Source organism: Psychrobacter sp. UBA2514, assembly GCF_002341255.1.
GTDB lineage: Bacteria > Pseudomonadota > Gammaproteobacteria > Pseudomonadales > Moraxellaceae > Psychrobacter > Psychrobacter pacificensis.
Map to the genome: position 1 here is coordinate 16,134 of NZ_DDNS01000027.1, position 14,548 is coordinate 30,681.

Below are 14,548 nucleotides of genomic sequence, written 5' to 3' on the forward strand. Positions count from 1 at the left end.
GTAGCACTAACCTAAAGATCTTACAATCTTCTCTTGTGATTCAAGCATTAAATAAGGATGCATCGGCAAGCTCATCACACGCTCAGCGACCGCATCACCTACTGGTAGTATCGCATTAGAGTCAGCAACCGCAGGCTGCTTATTCAATGGTATCGGATAATGTACCGCTGTCGGGATGCCCTGCTCTTTTAGCTTAGCCTGTATCTGGTCACGACTATCCACTTGGATAGTATATTGCGCCCAAGCACTCTGATTGTGTGCTTCGATAAAAGGTATCGTTGTCATGCCCACTTCAGTAAAGAGCTGATTATACGTCTCTGCCACACGCTGACGTGCTTGCATTTCATCATCTAGGATTTCAAGCTTAGGTAGTAGTATCGCTGCTTGTAAGGTATCTAAGCGACTATTCACACCCACTCTGATGTGATGATAGCGTCGATCTTGACCATGACGCGCAATTTGTCGCATCACGGTCGCTAGTGCCTCATCATTAGTAAAGATAGCACCACCATCACCATAGCAACCCAATGGTTTACTGGGGAAGAAGCTCGTACAGGCAACCGTCGTTAAATTACAGGACTTCTTACCTTTATAGCTAGCACCAAAGCTTTGAGCAGCATCTTCAATCACTGGAATATTATACTTTGCTGCGATAGCATTGATAGCATCAAAGTCTGCGCATTGCCCATACAGGCTAACACCGATGATGGCTTTGGTACGCGGTGTAATGGCAGCCTCAAGCTGTTCAACATCTAAGTTGTAAGTCTGTGGATCGATATCCACATAAATAGGCGTAGCGCCTAGTACAGCAACTGTCTCCGCTGTCGCAATATAAGTAAACCCTGGCGTGATCACCTCATCACCAGGAGCTATTCCAAATGCCATTTGTGCAATCTGTAATGCATCAGTACCATTGGCACAAGTAATACAATATTTAGCACCCGTATACTCTACTAGCTTTTCTTCAAGCTCGCTGACCTCAGGACCAAGAATATACTTACCGTGGCTCAGTACTTTTTGAATACCAGCATCAATTTTTTCTTTAATACGTGCCTGTTGGGCCGCTAAGTCTATAAATTGCATAATCATAACCTGCTTGCGTTGAATTCTTCTTGTATAGCAGTCATTGCTTTTTCATCAAATCCACTTTTTTCAAGACCTCTGTCATTCGTTCCTATTTTCTTTGCTGGATTTCCAACGTATATAGAAAAAGGCTCAATAACTAGTTTTTTAGTGACAATGGCACCCATACCTATCATACAATAATGCCAAATTTTTTGACGCTGGTGAACAATACAGCCCATACCTAGATTAGCGCCTTCCATCACTTTTACATGACCTCCAAGCATAACATGGCTAGATAAAGTGACTTTATTTTCAATGACGACATCATGCGCTACATAAGCTCCTTTCATCAAAAAACAATCTTTTCCAATGTATGTATTTTTAATAGTTCCTGCATCAATGGTTACATTTCCAGTAATTTTTGTACCTGAACCTATATGAACAGTATACGGCGTTTTGGGAAATACAGCTTTATCTTCGGGTGGATAGCCGATAATACAATTGGGACCTATATAAACATCATCTTCAATGATAACGTCTGTATGAATAACTGCTGAAGGATGGATTTGCACATTATTATTCATATTACTATCCTAATAAAAATTTACTTAAATAAGGATGTAACTTAGATTCGTCTGTAACTACGTCTTTCGCATGACGAATGTACTCTACAGTTTTGACGCCAAATCTTGCATCCTCTAAACCATAACCACGTCCTGCAAGTATTTCTTGATAAGAGATCGTATGTAAGTCTGTGAATCCACCAGAAAACTCAATCTCTTCACCTTCTATATCAATAGAACGATAAGTCGGCTGCTTACCCTTAACGCTTTCAGGCAGGTCATTGGCATCAATAGATAAGAACCAACGCACGCGCGCTTTGTCATACTCTAAGTAACCACCCGCTTTGGTTTCACCAGTATAGTAGACTTCATTAGCTACGAGATCACCAAATATAAAGTGCAACATATCAAAAAAATGTACACCGATATTGGTTGCGATACCGAATGATTTATTTAGGTCACCTTTCCAACTCTCAAGATACCACTTGCCGCGTGATGTAATATAAGTTAATTCGACTTCATATTTCTCTTCACGATTGGCAGCAGCAATTTTATCTTTCAACTTTAAAATAGCATCGTGGTGACGCAATTGAAGAATATTATAAACCTTGTGACCTGTTTCTTTTTCAACCTCAATTAACTCATCAAGTACACTTTCTGTTGGCACTAAAGGTTTTTCACAAATAACATCAGCACCCATTCTAAGACCTGCGGCAATATGAGAATGATGCAGGTAGTTTGGTGAGCAAATTGAAACGATATCAATCTTCTGATTGTTATCACGTTTTAATTTATAACAATAATCGCTAAAGCGTTCAAACTCGGTGAAGAACTCACTACTAGGTGAGATACTATCGATAATACCGACAGAATCATTGATATCATAGGCGACAGATAGCTCATTACCAGTCTCTTTAATGGCTTTCATATGACGTGGAGCGATATAACCAGCAGCGCCAATCAGTGCAAATTTTTTCATTCTATTATCCTTAAGTTTTTATAAACGAATATCTGTTTCGCCTTCTTGGAATACATGCTTGACGTCGTAAACAACATGGTTTGATTTAGCAAGCGCTCTAATAGCCTCTACGCCCATCTGCTTGTACTTACTGTGATCAACGGCAACCACGACACCATCGTAATAGCCTTTATGCAAATCATCGATCAACTCAATGCCGTAATGCTCGTATACTTCTTGCTTATCAGCCCAATCGTCATAAACATCAACATTGATATTAAAGCTTTTTAATTCTTTGATAATATCGATAATCTTAGTATTACGGATATCAGGACAGTCACCTTTAAAAGTAAATCCAAGCACAAGTACTTTAGCTTCATCAATATGTATTTTATTACGCGCCAGTTTTTTGACCATTTGTGTAGCCACATATTGACCCATACCATCATTGATACGTCTGCCGGCAAGGATAACTTCTGGACGGTAACCAACCTCTTGAGCTTTATGAGTCAAATAATAGGGATCCACACTAATACAATGCCCACCAACCAAACCTGGCTTAAACTTAAGGAAATTCCATTTACTACCCGCTGCATCCAATACCGCTTGTGTATCTATACCAATGATATTAAAGATCTTAGCAAACTCATTAACGATAGCGATATTTAAGTCACGCTGTGTATTTTCGATAACCTTAGCAGCTTCAGCGACTTTAATTGAGTTTGCTCGATAAGTGCCAGCGGTAATAATGGAAGAGTATAGACTATCAATTAAATCAGCTGCCTCTGGTGTCGAGCCTGAAGTAATTTTAGTAATTTTAGTTAAGGTGTTTACTTTATCACCTGGATTGATACGTTCTGGGCTATAACCAACATAAAAATCTTGATTAAAGGTTAGGCCAGATGCTTTTTCTATGATTGGAATACAGACTTCTTCTGTTGCCCCAGGGTAGACAGTAGATTCATAAACTACGATATCGTCAGCTTTAATGACCTTTCCTACTGCTTCAGAGGCACTTTCTAAAGGAGTAAGATCTGGTGCGTTATTTTCATCAATTGGTGTCGGTACTGTCACAATATAAAAATTGCAGCCAGCAATTTCGCTCAATTGAGTGGTGAAAGTTAATGATTTAGCTGCCTTTAGAGCCTCGCTATCAACTTCAAGCGTGCCATCAAAGCCTTCTCTGAGTTCTTGTACTCGCTTAGCATTTATATCAAAACCAACGACGGGAAGATGCTTACCAAACTCGACCGCTAATGGTAGACCCACATAGCCGAGACCGATGACGGCAATTTTAATATTATCAATATTTAACATAGTATCTATCAACCAACCTTATCAATGAATGTTTTCCAAATTAGGAGTGAACTGTAGTGTCTTCTTTATATCCATCTACAAAATGTTTGAACTGCAACTTTAACCATACAACGTCGTATAATTGAGATTTTTCTGGTAACTTCTCTAATACCTGCTCAAGATCTGTTAAAGAAAACCTATGCTCCATCGCTTGCATGATAAGTGGGTGAGCAGTTTCTTCCACATTGTCATCACCAATTATGAGCTCTTCATACAGTTTTTCACCAGAACGAAGACCTGTAAAGACAATTTCGATATCACCATTAGGATGCTTATCGTCTTTAACTTCGTGACCACTTAGATGAATCATGCGCTGAGCCAGATCGACAATCTTTACTGGCTCTCCCATGTTAAGAACAAAAACCTCACCACCTTGCGCCATAGCACCTGCCTGTATTACTAGATTAGCAGCCTCTGGGATAGTCATAAAATAGCGCGTGACATCAGGATGGGTGACAGTGATAGGTAAACCTTGTTCGATTTGTTTGGTAAAAACAGGCACCACAGATCCTGATGAGCCTAGCACATTGCCGAATCTAACCATACTAATACAGGTTTTGCTACCTGGCTTGATTGAATTGGCTTCATAACTTAATGCCTGACACACAAGCTCAGCTAAACGCTTTGTGGCACCCATCACATTAGTAGGTCTAACAGCTTTGTCAGTAGATATCAAAACAAAAGTTTCTACATCTGATCGAATAGCAGCACGCGCACAATGGTAAGTACCGCGACTATTGTTAATAACCCCTTGAAACGGATTGTGCTCGACCATAGGCACATGTTTATATGCTGCTGCATGGTAGACTGTTTGTACATGATAAGTCTGAAATATCCTCATAAGGTTATGCTCATCAGTCACATTGCCAATAATGGATACGATTTGAATGTCCTGATATTCATTACTACTAGCCTGTTTTGCCAAAAGCTCTTGATGAATACTATAAAGGGCAAACTCTGACAGCTCGTATAACACCAGACAAGTTGGTTTATTTTTGATGATTTGACGGCACAACTCACTACCGATAGAGCCACCAGCCCCTGTTACCAAGACAGATTTATGAGCGATATTTTTCTTCAGCAACTCTTCGTCTGGGTCTACAGTTTGGCGATCTAATACGTCTAATATATCGATCTTGCGCATATGGCTAACAGTGACTTTTTCGTCAGCCAATTCTTGTAGACTGGGTAGCTCTTTTATCTTAATAGAGATATGTGAAAGCTTCTCAATAATTTTGCGCTTGCGGGCACGGCTAATAGAGGGTACTGCCAAAAACACTTGGGCAATATCAAGGGTATTTACGATATCCAATAAGTTATCAGTATGGTAAATCTTTTTCCCCATAATATGGGCACCTGTTAGCTGACGATCATCATCAACAAAAGCAACCACACTATATTTATGTGAGTTACTCAAACCTTTCAGCAACTCCTGCCCTGCTTCACCTGCACCATAAATCAAAATATTATCATAACCTATAAGCCTACTATCAAAACGCTTACCTTGCCATCCTTTCAATAGCTCTTTGATTGTCAAGCGACTGTTCCACAGCCAAATATAAAGAAAAAACAAAAACAAAATTGGAGTCGATCGAGGTATCTGTGGCAATAGATCAAAATAAATAATCAGCTCATAGAACACGATTAATACAACGAATAGTTGCAACACACCGCTCATGACTGTATCAAGGAACCCTCTAGATACACTATGATAGAACCCTATGAAATACAGACTGACCACAGGTATCAATGCATAGAGACCCAATGCCCACCAACTAACATGAAGCTCGACGTAACCATAACGCAGTAATAGTGACAACAGCAAACAAGCAATAGCCATTATAAAGTCTGCGCTAATCAAAATCAGACGCTTGATATATCTTGGCAGCGACAACAGGTACTGAGCGATAGATTGCAACACATTTCCACCTATAAGCTTCGGCTTACGTTTGACACTATGTAAAGACTTTTCAACCATATGGATTGTCTATTCAGTCCATATCATTTTTAAGAACTAAGTTAGTTAATAGCATACTACTGGTTGTTACCATAGGCATAACTATAATGATAGCTGTATTTGCTCATGATACCCTGCTGTACGTCATTTAAGATAATTCCATCTACCTCTATATTTGCCTTATTCATTTGATTGACCGCATAGACCAGCTGTCCCTCAATTGAGTTATCGTATCTAGTTACCATCAATACTTTATTAGCATATTGCGCCAGTATCATTGCATCGGAAGCTGCGAGGATCGGCGGTGAATCAATAATGATATAGTCATAATGTAGACTCAACTCTGTCATTAGGTTATTGAGCCTGCTATCAGACAACAGCGATGCAGGATTGCGTGGATGCTCACCTCTTGGCATAAAATCAATATTATCTATATTGGTCGGATGGATAAAGCTCGCTAGATTACTGATCTTTTGGGTGGTGATAGCTTCTGGGACTTGGGCGTTATTCTGCGCAAAATCAGTCATATTTTGTGATAATTTATCTTGCGATAGATAGTCGGCCAAACCGTTATATTGGGTCATACCAAATATTTTATGCAGCTCACCCAAGCGCATATCTGCGTCCATAATCAGCACCTTCTTGTCTAACTGAGCAAAAACTTCCGTTAGATTGGCCGAGATAAATGATTTACCAACGCCAGGGCTCTCACCAGTGATAAGTATAACTTTCGCCCTTTGGCCCCCTTGCTCTGGTGTCGTCATACCGAACATCAGGCTCGTTCTTAGGCTTTTGATGGCTTCATAACTCAAGCTGTTACTATCAGCATAGGCCAGCAAACGATTAGGCACTTTCTTATCTTTACGTAATCTGGTCAGTAGAGGTGAACGAGGAATCGTTGCGACCACAGGTACACCCGTTTTTGCTTCGATACGTTCAGGGTCTTTAACCACATTTCTAAGCATGTTTTTCAGGAGTACGAGCATTGTTCCAAGCATCGCCCCTAACAACATCGCCAATATGATAATTTGTAGTTTCTTTGGCGCGATCGCTCGGTGGGTACTGATTGGTAAATCAATGATACGAGCGAAACCAATTTGACCAGCTTTGACGATCTTTAACTGTTCATAGTTTTTGAGTAGCGTGAGATAGATCTCTCTGTTGATCGTCGTATCAGCTGATAGTTGTAAAAACTCTCTTTGTATCTCAGGTAATCCTGCAATAGTGTTATCTATTTCTTGTCTTCTAGCATTAAGTACCGCAAGTTGATCATTAATTTGAATGACTAATGGATGCTCTTCCGTATAATAAGTAGTGAGATCCGCTTTTTTCAATTTTAGCTCATTGAGCTGTAGCTCGATTTGCGAGCTTTCGGTTAAGAGCAATTCGGCTTCTTTCGCCACATCAATAGTACCGTATTTTTTACGGAATTCATTGAATATTGCTTCAGAATCCTCCAACCTTTTCTTTAGGGTCGGGATTTGAGTTTCCATAAAGCTGATGGTTTTAGTGGTTTCTTCAGAGCCACGAGACTGATTTTGATCAATATAAGACAAAACGATTTGTTTTAGGATCAAACTGGTTTGTTGCTGATTGTCTCCGGTCATAGACAGCTGAATAATACCTGTTTGCTTGCCTTTTTCAACCACAGATAAAGCACTATTTAACCGCTCTGTCGTCATTTGAAGAGACTGCTTAGTAAGATTGATTAAATAACCATCGGCAGGTAAATTATTTACTGTGATTTGAATTTGACCATCTGTGCCTCTAAACTGCTGGGGCTGGCCAATCTCACCTTTAAAATCTTCAAAGCCGTTACTTAAGACAAATCCAGTCTCTGAGCGTATCAAGCTAAATGATTGATTTAAATACTCTTGAGATACATTAAACTGACTAATTTCTACTTCACCATCTTTAGTTTTAAGCGACACACCTTCAGGTTTATTTATTTGAGTCGCAGTACTATCACTTTTTATTCTATCTAAAGTTCCAATATTAGGGTCAGATAGGCGAATACGTAAATGCAATAAACTGACAACAGGCTCTAAAATCATACGTGACCTTATCAGCTCTGCCTCTGCTTGGGCTTTACTAACTTCCGACCCAACTAACTCAGAAATATCAGCCCCTAGTGCTGCAACTCCTTTGGAGTTCTCTTCAATTTGAATAAGTGCATCTGACTTAAAGGTAGGGTTGACATATCTACTATACAAAACCCCAATTATCAGGCCTAACACAGCAAAAAATACGATGATTTTCCAACCACGCAAAATGGCAAATAGCAGCGCCATAAGATCAATGTCATCATTATCTTCTTTCGAAACAGGGTTTGATAAATTTTTCGAATCTGTACTCATAACTATAGGTCTACCACTTCAGCTTGTTCGTCGGATAAGCATTACTTAGTTAATTTTATCGGCCCACTGATCGAGACCATCAACAATATCTTGATATGCTGTCTCAAAAGCGCTCATTTCATGCTTATATGGGTCAGCAATATCTTTATTTTGCCAGTGACCAAGCTTAAATGTTTTACCACGGCAAAATGGCCAACGTTCCTCAATCCATTTAGTCTGACTATCTGACATGGTAAAAATAAGGTCAGCTTTTTTTGCTAATTTTTCGTCGATTTGTTTGGCTATATGGTCTGTAATATCTATCTGCTGTTCAGACATAATTTTGAGGGCAGATGAATCTGCAGGATGGCCAATTAAAGCGCCGACGCCTGCAGAGTCAATTACTTTGTTAGGATAACGCTTTTTTAACAAAGCTTCTGCCATCGGGCTGCGGCAAATGTTACCAACACAAACGACCAAAATATTATTAAACGCCATGATTATCATTACCTATAGAGTTGAAAGAGATCTAAACGCTGTAGTGGAAGGTAGTAAGGCGCTAATAACACGATTCCAGCGTGTAAGACCAGTCGGGTCAACATAGACAATATCATTAGGATACATCTCAAAACGATTAGCAAGTGCAAAGCTAGTAACCGTTTGCATATCTACATAATAAATATCAGTTGCTCTTGTATTGAGATTGTCACGAACGACGTATATCTTGGCCGCATTTGCAGTATTAGAATTGAGACCTTTGGACTCCCCTAAAACTTGTGCCAAGCTGATGCCTTGCTCTAAGATGGGTACTGGCTCCACTTGTCCAAACTCTCCCAACACATATACCTTATTACGTTCTTGGCTATTGACATGGATAGAGTCACCATCTTGCAAATAAATTTGGTTGGCAGAAGCACCCATCTGTCGTAACGTCTGTAGCCCTATATTATAGCTTGTGCCTCTACGGTTCAGCACAACATTGTTCGAATCACCTGTAGTCGTTACACCACCTGCCATAGAAATTGCCCCATACAGAGAAACGGGCACATCAGCAATAGGGAACTCACCGGGCTGCTTCACTTCGCCATCGATAAAAAACTTGTTACCACGATAATTAATGATTTTCACTTGCGGATCTGGATACTTGAGATAACGCTGAAGACGACTTTGTAAGTTCGCTGTAAATTGTGGCACACTCATACCGCTAGCTTTGATACGACCAATAAGTGGGAACTGGATAAACCCTTGCTGATCTATAGGAAAACCAGATGCATATGGATTGGATGCGTTACTACTATTGGTCAAAGGAGGCGCTATATCAGGATAACCTACCAACGTAATACCTAAAATATCTCCTTTAGCAATACGATAGTCCACTTGACCAGACGTATTAATCAAACGTATTAAATCACTACTTGGTGTGATCGTTTTTTTCGGTGGTAATGTTGCTAAATTTAAGGGCTGAACATTAAATTCTATGCCATTCTCTGCAATAAAAGATCCACTGGGCGGTAACTGACCAGCTTGAAGCCCAGAATTGATGGTTGTAGTAGCACATCCATAGAGCATACTACTAGCTAACAAACACGCTGCACTCAACAACTTAGTTGTCTGTCTCATATCAAAAAGCCTCTTCTATTACTGCAATCACATAAAACGACTAAAAACAGTTTTGTATTAATAAATTTGTATCGATGTTATTTTTTTACATCTTCCACAAAAATAATCGGCATCATAACATAAGTTATCTGTTATACAGTAATGTTCTTATTGATTGATACAAAAAGCTATTTTTAAACTAATCACTCCATGTAGCATATAAATTCTTTTTATCAATTACAACTAAATATATTACGTATATTAATAATTCATTGAATTTATACTAAATTCTTACACTGCTATGTTGCTGCATATGTACGACTACCTAAAAGCTGTTAAACATTCTTAGTAAAAATATGCAAGATTTTGTTCAAATTGGCTTGAGTACAGTTGCGAGGTGTATAAGTCAAAAAATACAGTATAAGCAGTCTTTTACTAGTATAATGCTGCTCACAGCAAATAATGCATTTTCTTACCTATTATCATTTATAATCTAGTATAAACAATTGTGAATCATTATACATTGAGAAATGTAAACCCACCGACTCAAGGACATTAAGATGAAAGACGAAAAATTGCAAAAAGCACTCGCCCGTATGGGCCTTGGTTCACGTCGCCAAATGGAAGAAGTGATTAAAGCAGGTCGCGTATCTGTTAATAACGGTCCAGCAACGATTGGTGACCGTGTCACACCAGGCGATGAAATACGTGTGGATGGTCGTCAGATCAAATATACCACCGAAAATGAAAAGCGTCGCCGAGTGATCGCTTATTACAAGCCAGAAGGCGAAGTCTGCTCAGCCAAAGATCCAGAAGGTCGTCCGACTGTGTTTGAGCGCTTGCCAAAGCTCACTCATGATCGTTGGGTCATGGTTGGACGTTTGGATATCAATTCAACTGGCTTACTACTATTTACCAATGATGGTGAGATGGCGCATCGCCTGATGCATCCCTCTAGCGAAGTGACGCGTGAATATGCCGTTCGTGTGTTGGGTGAAGTCACTCCTGATATCGCCCGCAACTTGACTGCTGGTGTCATGTTAGAAGACGGCATGGCGCAGTTTGACGACATCAAAGAAGGCGGCGGTGAAGGGGTTAATAAGTGGTATCACGTTCAGCTCAAAGAAGGTCGTAACCGTGAAGTACGCCGCTTGTTTGAGTCACAAGGTCTGAAAGTTAGCCGCCTATTGCGTACACGTTACGGTACGATTGCCTTGCCAAAAGAGTTACGTACAGGTCGTTTCTTAGAACTCGATAAAAAAGAGATCAATACATTGACCGATTTGGTGAGCTTACGCCCACGTTATGGCACAGGTCTACATGGTGCGGCTAAAAAAAAGCAAGAGCGTATCAGAAACAAGCCGCTTAAAGCACGTCGCACGGACACTCGTAATGACAATCGCAACAGCAGCGCGAAGCCTAAAAGCAGTGCTAGCCCTGTCAGCCGCGGCACGCGTAATAGTCGTGACCGCAATGATAAGCGCTAATTCAATTGATTTAACATTATTCTAAGTTTTTGATAGATTTAGAATAAACATAAAAAAGCGGTCAATGACTATGCATCATTGACCGCTTTTTTTATGTCTTTTTTACAGGCCTCACAGTTACTTAGTATAAAAATAACGGCTCAGCTGTCGTGGCTATTAATATAATGCTTCATGACTCGCAGCTCTTTTAGCTGCTCCTCGTCCATTTGTGCCAGTAGTCTATCCAAACGCTGTTCGATGTTATCTAAAACACTTTGCAATAACTCACTAGCCTCTAACCTCTTTTCACTATTCTCATTAGTGACATTTATATTTGTTAATTGGTAGTGAGTGGCTAGCATTTCAGGTAGCCGAGTTTGCAACATTTTATTCAAAACAAACTGTGCTTCTGTTATAGCAGGTGTTTTATGTTGAGCTTGTAATGCTGCCTGATAAGCTTGATAGCTACTCACTTTTTGATCGATACGCTTTAATTGCCGTAGCTGCTGATCTGACAAGCTTTTTAAGTGCTTTTTATTCAAGTTAAGCTGTTCCCAACTTAACGTAGCCAGTGACAATGGCGCATGATCATCTTGATATATAAGCACACCTGGAGTAATACCGACCGCTTTGTGCAATGCATGCCAGCCTTTTCTACCTAGATAAAAAGTCGTGACGGTCGTTACAATACCGATGCCTATTAATATACTCATAACTGCTCGCTACTCATCACTCAATTCTATGTATGACTACTTATCGTTGGCATTTAGCGTTTAATATCTTCTGCTACTGGATTTTTCACATTCGCGCTACTCAAAGTAGGTGACTCAATAGCCTCTGTTTCCTTACTGAGATTACTCAGCGGCTGCATTGTTGAATCCATATTTGGATGATCAAAACGCGCTTGCAGATAGCGATTGGTCGCGAGCAGTTTTTGGCCATCTTGATGGTATGAGGCATTGAGTAAATCGTCAAACTGGGTATTGATCGTCTTAAGCACTTCTAACAATGCTTGTTTACCAGTGACGTCTGAATGTTTGATTTTGGTGGTATCAGCACGCGCCCCCTCTGTCACATCTAGATCATACAAGCGGCGATAATCGGCCACAGCTTGCGGAATGTGTCGGTCCATCAGATTTTGGATCATAATATAAGTTTCATTAATGGTGTCTTTATCATCAATTTTACCGTCATTATTGGTATCACCATAGATCAAGCGGAGTTTTTTGCCTTTTCGATTGATTTGCTCAAGTGCTGTTTTGACTTCAACGGGTAGGCTTTTCTCTGGTATATAGCCCAGTTGCGGCATGGCAGTATATTCCAGCATTTTGGGCGCGGTAACTTTCTTAATACCACGATACCCCAGATATAACCCAGCGGCTGGCAGCACTCCGTATAATACAAACATCACTAACATAGCAGTCACTTGAGTCATCGGGTTTTCCTTATTATTTGACAGAATAGTTTGGCAAATTTCTTGTTATTTTAATCAGTATTTTAAGCTAGGCGGTTTTAGTGTCGTCAACTTTATTGCTTAGCACTGCTTTTATTAAACAAAAAAATAAGGCTCTATGAAAGCCTTATATTGTTATACATTGAGCCTGTTATGTTTTTGGATAATCTTTTATTTTATAAAATACGCTAGCTTTGCGTGCGGCTCTTGACGTAACGATGGGTTGAGGCAAGACGATTTAAAACGGTTTGATGCAGCTCATCCAATAGCTCATCAAGCTCATAATCAATTTCTAAAAACAAATCGGTCAACATATCACCTGCGGTCATTTTTCCCTGAACCATATTGTTTTTGGTGCGATGCGGACTAAAGCGCTGCAACTGCTCATAATGATGTAGCGCTTCAGGGATGCTCTCGGACACCAGCTTATCAATGACAAATTGTCGCTCATTATGTTGCTGCTGCTGTTGCTCGTTTAGCTCACTACTCCACTCACGATAGCGTTTTAGCTTGCCATTGATACGATCTAATATCGCAACGGCTTCGATAGGCATCGCATTTAGGGTGGCCTCGTCGACCACATCAACAAGCTCAGTCATAATCGGACAACGTCCATGTTTGAGATACCATAAAGTATCGGGGTCAAAAGGTGGTCTATTGGTCGGTTGCATTTGGGCGCGATTGGACAAATAGCGATCAGTCAGCGGGGTTGATGAGTGAATATCATTTACTTGCGCCAATGCATCACGTATACGGTCTACCCGCTCAGGCGCTGTGAGTGGCGGACGCTGGCGATCTGCTTGAGTACTGCCATTCGTATGATCGATATCCCCATGATTAATATCATTATCCATGTGCTGACTGGCACCTATTTCCTGCGCATTTTTGGCAGCTAGCGTTGGTAGGTCATCTTGCGCTTGCCCAAATGACTTTAGCATTCTTGTCAAACTGACTACCATGACTTGCTCTGCCCCTCATCCAGTACACACACGTTGTGCTCGTATTGCATACGTTCATTCAATAGCGTATCTTAACAGGTTTTTGCTGACCTGCCAGTACGCAAAGTGTCAACATTCCTACTCTCTCCGCTCACTTCCTAAATGTTAAGCGCCTTGTTATGAATACTTCCGATTATCTCTCTGGTTTTTTGCTTGGGTTATCGCTCATCATCGCCATTGGTTCTCAAAATGCCTTTGTACTCAAACAAGGTCTCAAACGTGAGCACATATTTTTTGTTTGCCTGTTTTGCGCGGTGAGCGACGCGCTCTTGATATCAGCGGGCGTTGGTGGATTTGGTGCGGTCACCGCACGCTATCCGCATGTGATAGATATCGCAAAAATAGCAGGCATTTTATTTTTATTAGGCTACGGCTTACAGAGTTTGTATGCCAGCGTACGCGTATCTCATGCGCTGACGGTCGAAGGACAAGTGGTGAGTAGCTTAAAAAAAGCGCTGCTGCTCTGCTTTGGCTTTACGTGGCTAAATCCACATGTCTACTTAGATACATTGGTGCTCGTTGGGATGGTTTCAACAGGCGCTGCTAGCAAACTTACCTTTGCCATTGGGGCAATTAGCGCGTCATTCTTTTTCTTCTTTGCCCTAGGTTACGGTGCACGATTGCTCAGACCTCTATTTGCGAAGCCAAAAGCTTGGAACATACTCGATGCGTTGGTAGGACTGCTGATGTTGTATCTGGCTTGGCATTTATACCAAAGCTAAACACAACATTAGGCATTAAATCTAGATAAATTAAGAGGATTTTAAGTGCTCAATATTAGGGCGTGTTGAACATTC

13 protein-coding genes are annotated in these 14,548 nt (G+C 40.5%); 2 read left to right on the forward strand and 11 right to left on the reverse strand.

Translation table 11 applies throughout. The features are described from left to right. Positions 1 to 6 precede the first annotated feature (6 nt). The 8 genes from B3V51_RS08515 to B3V51_RS08550 all read right to left on the reverse strand — a co-directional run bounded on the left by B3V51_RS08515 (position 7) and on the right by B3V51_RS08550 (position 9,855). Positions 7 to 1,086, reverse strand: a complete 1,080-nt coding sequence (locus B3V51_RS08515; RefSeq protein WP_286708280.1) for a DegT/DnrJ/EryC1/StrS family aminotransferase — start codon at positions 1,084 to 1,086, stop codon at positions 7 to 9. Further along, entirely contained in the window at positions 1,086 to 1,649 is a 564-nt protein-coding gene (locus B3V51_RS08520) for a hypothetical protein (protein WP_286708249.1), read from the reverse strand. The genes B3V51_RS08515 and B3V51_RS08520 overlap by 1 nt, the downstream gene beginning before the upstream one ends. A gap of 4 nt (positions 1,650 to 1,653) precedes the next feature. Continuing rightward, complete coding sequence (locus B3V51_RS08525) at positions 1,654 to 2,607, reverse strand: Gfo/Idh/MocA family oxidoreductase (RefSeq protein ID WP_286708250.1); 954 nt, start codon at positions 2,605 to 2,607, stop codon at positions 1,654 to 1,656. A gap of 18 nt (positions 2,608 to 2,625) precedes the next feature. Beyond that, positions 2,626 to 3,903 (reverse strand): Vi polysaccharide biosynthesis UDP-N-acetylglucosamine C-6 dehydrogenase TviB, encoded by a 1,278-nt coding sequence (tviB, locus tag B3V51_RS08530; RefSeq protein ID WP_286708251.1) that lies wholly within the window; start codon positions 3,901 to 3,903, stop codon positions 2,626 to 2,628. Between the two features lie 40 nt (positions 3,904 to 3,943). Further along, positions 3,944 to 5,863 carry a polysaccharide biosynthesis protein gene (locus B3V51_RS08535; RefSeq protein WP_286708252.1) on the reverse strand — a complete coding sequence of 640 codons (1,920 nt, stop codon included), beginning with the start codon at positions 5,861 to 5,863 and terminating at the stop codon, positions 3,944 to 3,946. A gap of 113 nt (positions 5,864 to 5,976) precedes the next feature. Next, positions 5,977 to 8,256, reverse strand: a complete 2,280-nt coding sequence (locus B3V51_RS08540) for a GNVR domain-containing protein (protein ID WP_286708253.1) — start codon at positions 8,254 to 8,256, stop codon at positions 5,977 to 5,979. Positions 8,257 to 8,301: 45 nt separating this feature from the next. After that, positions 8,302 to 8,733 (reverse strand): low molecular weight protein-tyrosine-phosphatase, encoded by a 432-nt coding sequence (locus tag B3V51_RS08545; RefSeq protein ID WP_286708254.1) that lies wholly within the window; start codon positions 8,731 to 8,733, stop codon positions 8,302 to 8,304. 12 nt (positions 8,734 to 8,745) lie between these two features. After that, positions 8,746 to 9,855, reverse strand: coding sequence for a polysaccharide biosynthesis/export family protein (locus B3V51_RS08550; RefSeq protein WP_286708255.1), 1,110 nt, complete (start codon positions 9,853 to 9,855; stop codon positions 8,746 to 8,748). A 539-nt stretch (positions 9,856 to 10,394) separates the two neighbouring features. Here B3V51_RS08550 and rluB point away from each other — a divergent pair. Further along, complete coding sequence (gene rluB / locus B3V51_RS08555) at positions 10,395 to 11,321, forward strand: 23S rRNA pseudouridine(2605) synthase RluB (RefSeq protein WP_286708256.1); 927 nt, start codon at positions 10,395 to 10,397, stop codon at positions 11,319 to 11,321. A 140-nt stretch (positions 11,322 to 11,461) separates the two neighbouring features. Here rluB and B3V51_RS08560 read toward each other — a convergent pair whose 3' ends face one another. The 3 genes from B3V51_RS08560 to B3V51_RS08570 form a co-directional block, all read right to left on the reverse strand. Next, positions 11,462 to 12,013, reverse strand: a complete 552-nt coding sequence (locus B3V51_RS08560) for a hypothetical protein (protein ID WP_286708257.1) — start codon at positions 12,011 to 12,013, stop codon at positions 11,462 to 11,464. Between the two features lie 53 nt (positions 12,014 to 12,066). After that, the gene (locus tag B3V51_RS08565) at positions 12,067 to 12,735 is read right to left on the reverse strand and encodes a hypothetical protein (protein ID WP_286708258.1); all 669 of its coding nucleotides are present in this window, start codon (positions 12,733 to 12,735) and stop codon (positions 12,067 to 12,069) included. 206 nt (positions 12,736 to 12,941) lie between these two features. Continuing rightward, positions 12,942 to 13,691 (reverse strand): hypothetical protein, encoded by a 750-nt coding sequence (locus B3V51_RS08570; RefSeq protein ID WP_286708259.1) that lies wholly within the window; start codon positions 13,689 to 13,691, stop codon positions 12,942 to 12,944. A 179-nt stretch (positions 13,692 to 13,870) separates the two neighbouring features. Between B3V51_RS08570 and B3V51_RS08575 the strand changes: the two genes are divergently transcribed. Continuing rightward, complete coding sequence (locus B3V51_RS08575; RefSeq protein WP_286708260.1) at positions 13,871 to 14,473, forward strand: LysE/ArgO family amino acid transporter; 603 nt, start codon at positions 13,871 to 13,873, stop codon at positions 14,471 to 14,473. The last annotated feature ends 75 nt before the right edge of the window (positions 14,474 to 14,548 follow it).

Bases quoted from the DNA above. Each gene is read 5' to 3' on its own strand.
- B3V51_RS08520 (WP_286708249.1), bottom strand. From the start codon at position 1,649: ATGAATAATAATGTGCAAATCCATCCTTCAGCAGTTATTCATACAGAC.
- B3V51_RS08525 (WP_286708250.1), bottom strand. From the start codon at position 2,607: ATGAAAAAATTTGCACTGATTGGCGCTGCTGGTTATATCGCTCCACGT.
- tviB (WP_286708251.1), bottom strand. From the start codon at position 3,903: ATGTTAAATATTGATAATATTAAAATTGCCGTCATCGGTCTCGGCTAT.
- B3V51_RS08540 (WP_286708253.1), bottom strand. From the start codon at position 8,256: ATGAGTACAGATTCGAAAAATTTATCAAACCCTGTTTCGAAAGAAGAT.
- B3V51_RS08545 (WP_286708254.1), bottom strand. From the start codon at position 8,733: ATGGCGTTTAATAATATTTTGGTCGTTTGTGTTGGTAACATTTGCCGC.
- B3V51_RS08550 (WP_286708255.1), bottom strand. From the start codon at position 9,855: ATGAGACAGACAACTAAGTTGTTGAGTGCAGCGTGTTTGTTAGCTAGT.
- rluB (WP_286708256.1), top strand. From the start codon at position 10,395: ATGAAAGACGAAAAATTGCAAAAAGCACTCGCCCGTATGGGCCTTGGT.
- B3V51_RS08560 (WP_286708257.1), bottom strand. From the start codon at position 12,013: ATGAGTATATTAATAGGCATCGGTATTGTAACGACCGTCACGACTTTT.
- B3V51_RS08565 (WP_286708258.1), bottom strand. From the start codon at position 12,735: ATGACTCAAGTGACTGCTATGTTAGTGATGTTTGTATTATACGGAGTG.
- B3V51_RS08570 (WP_286708259.1), bottom strand. From the start codon at position 13,691: ATGCTAAAGTCATTTGGGCAAGCGCAAGATGACCTACCAACGCTAGCT.
- B3V51_RS08575 (WP_286708260.1), top strand. From the start codon at position 13,871: ATGAATACTTCCGATTATCTCTCTGGTTTTTTGCTTGGGTTATCGCTC.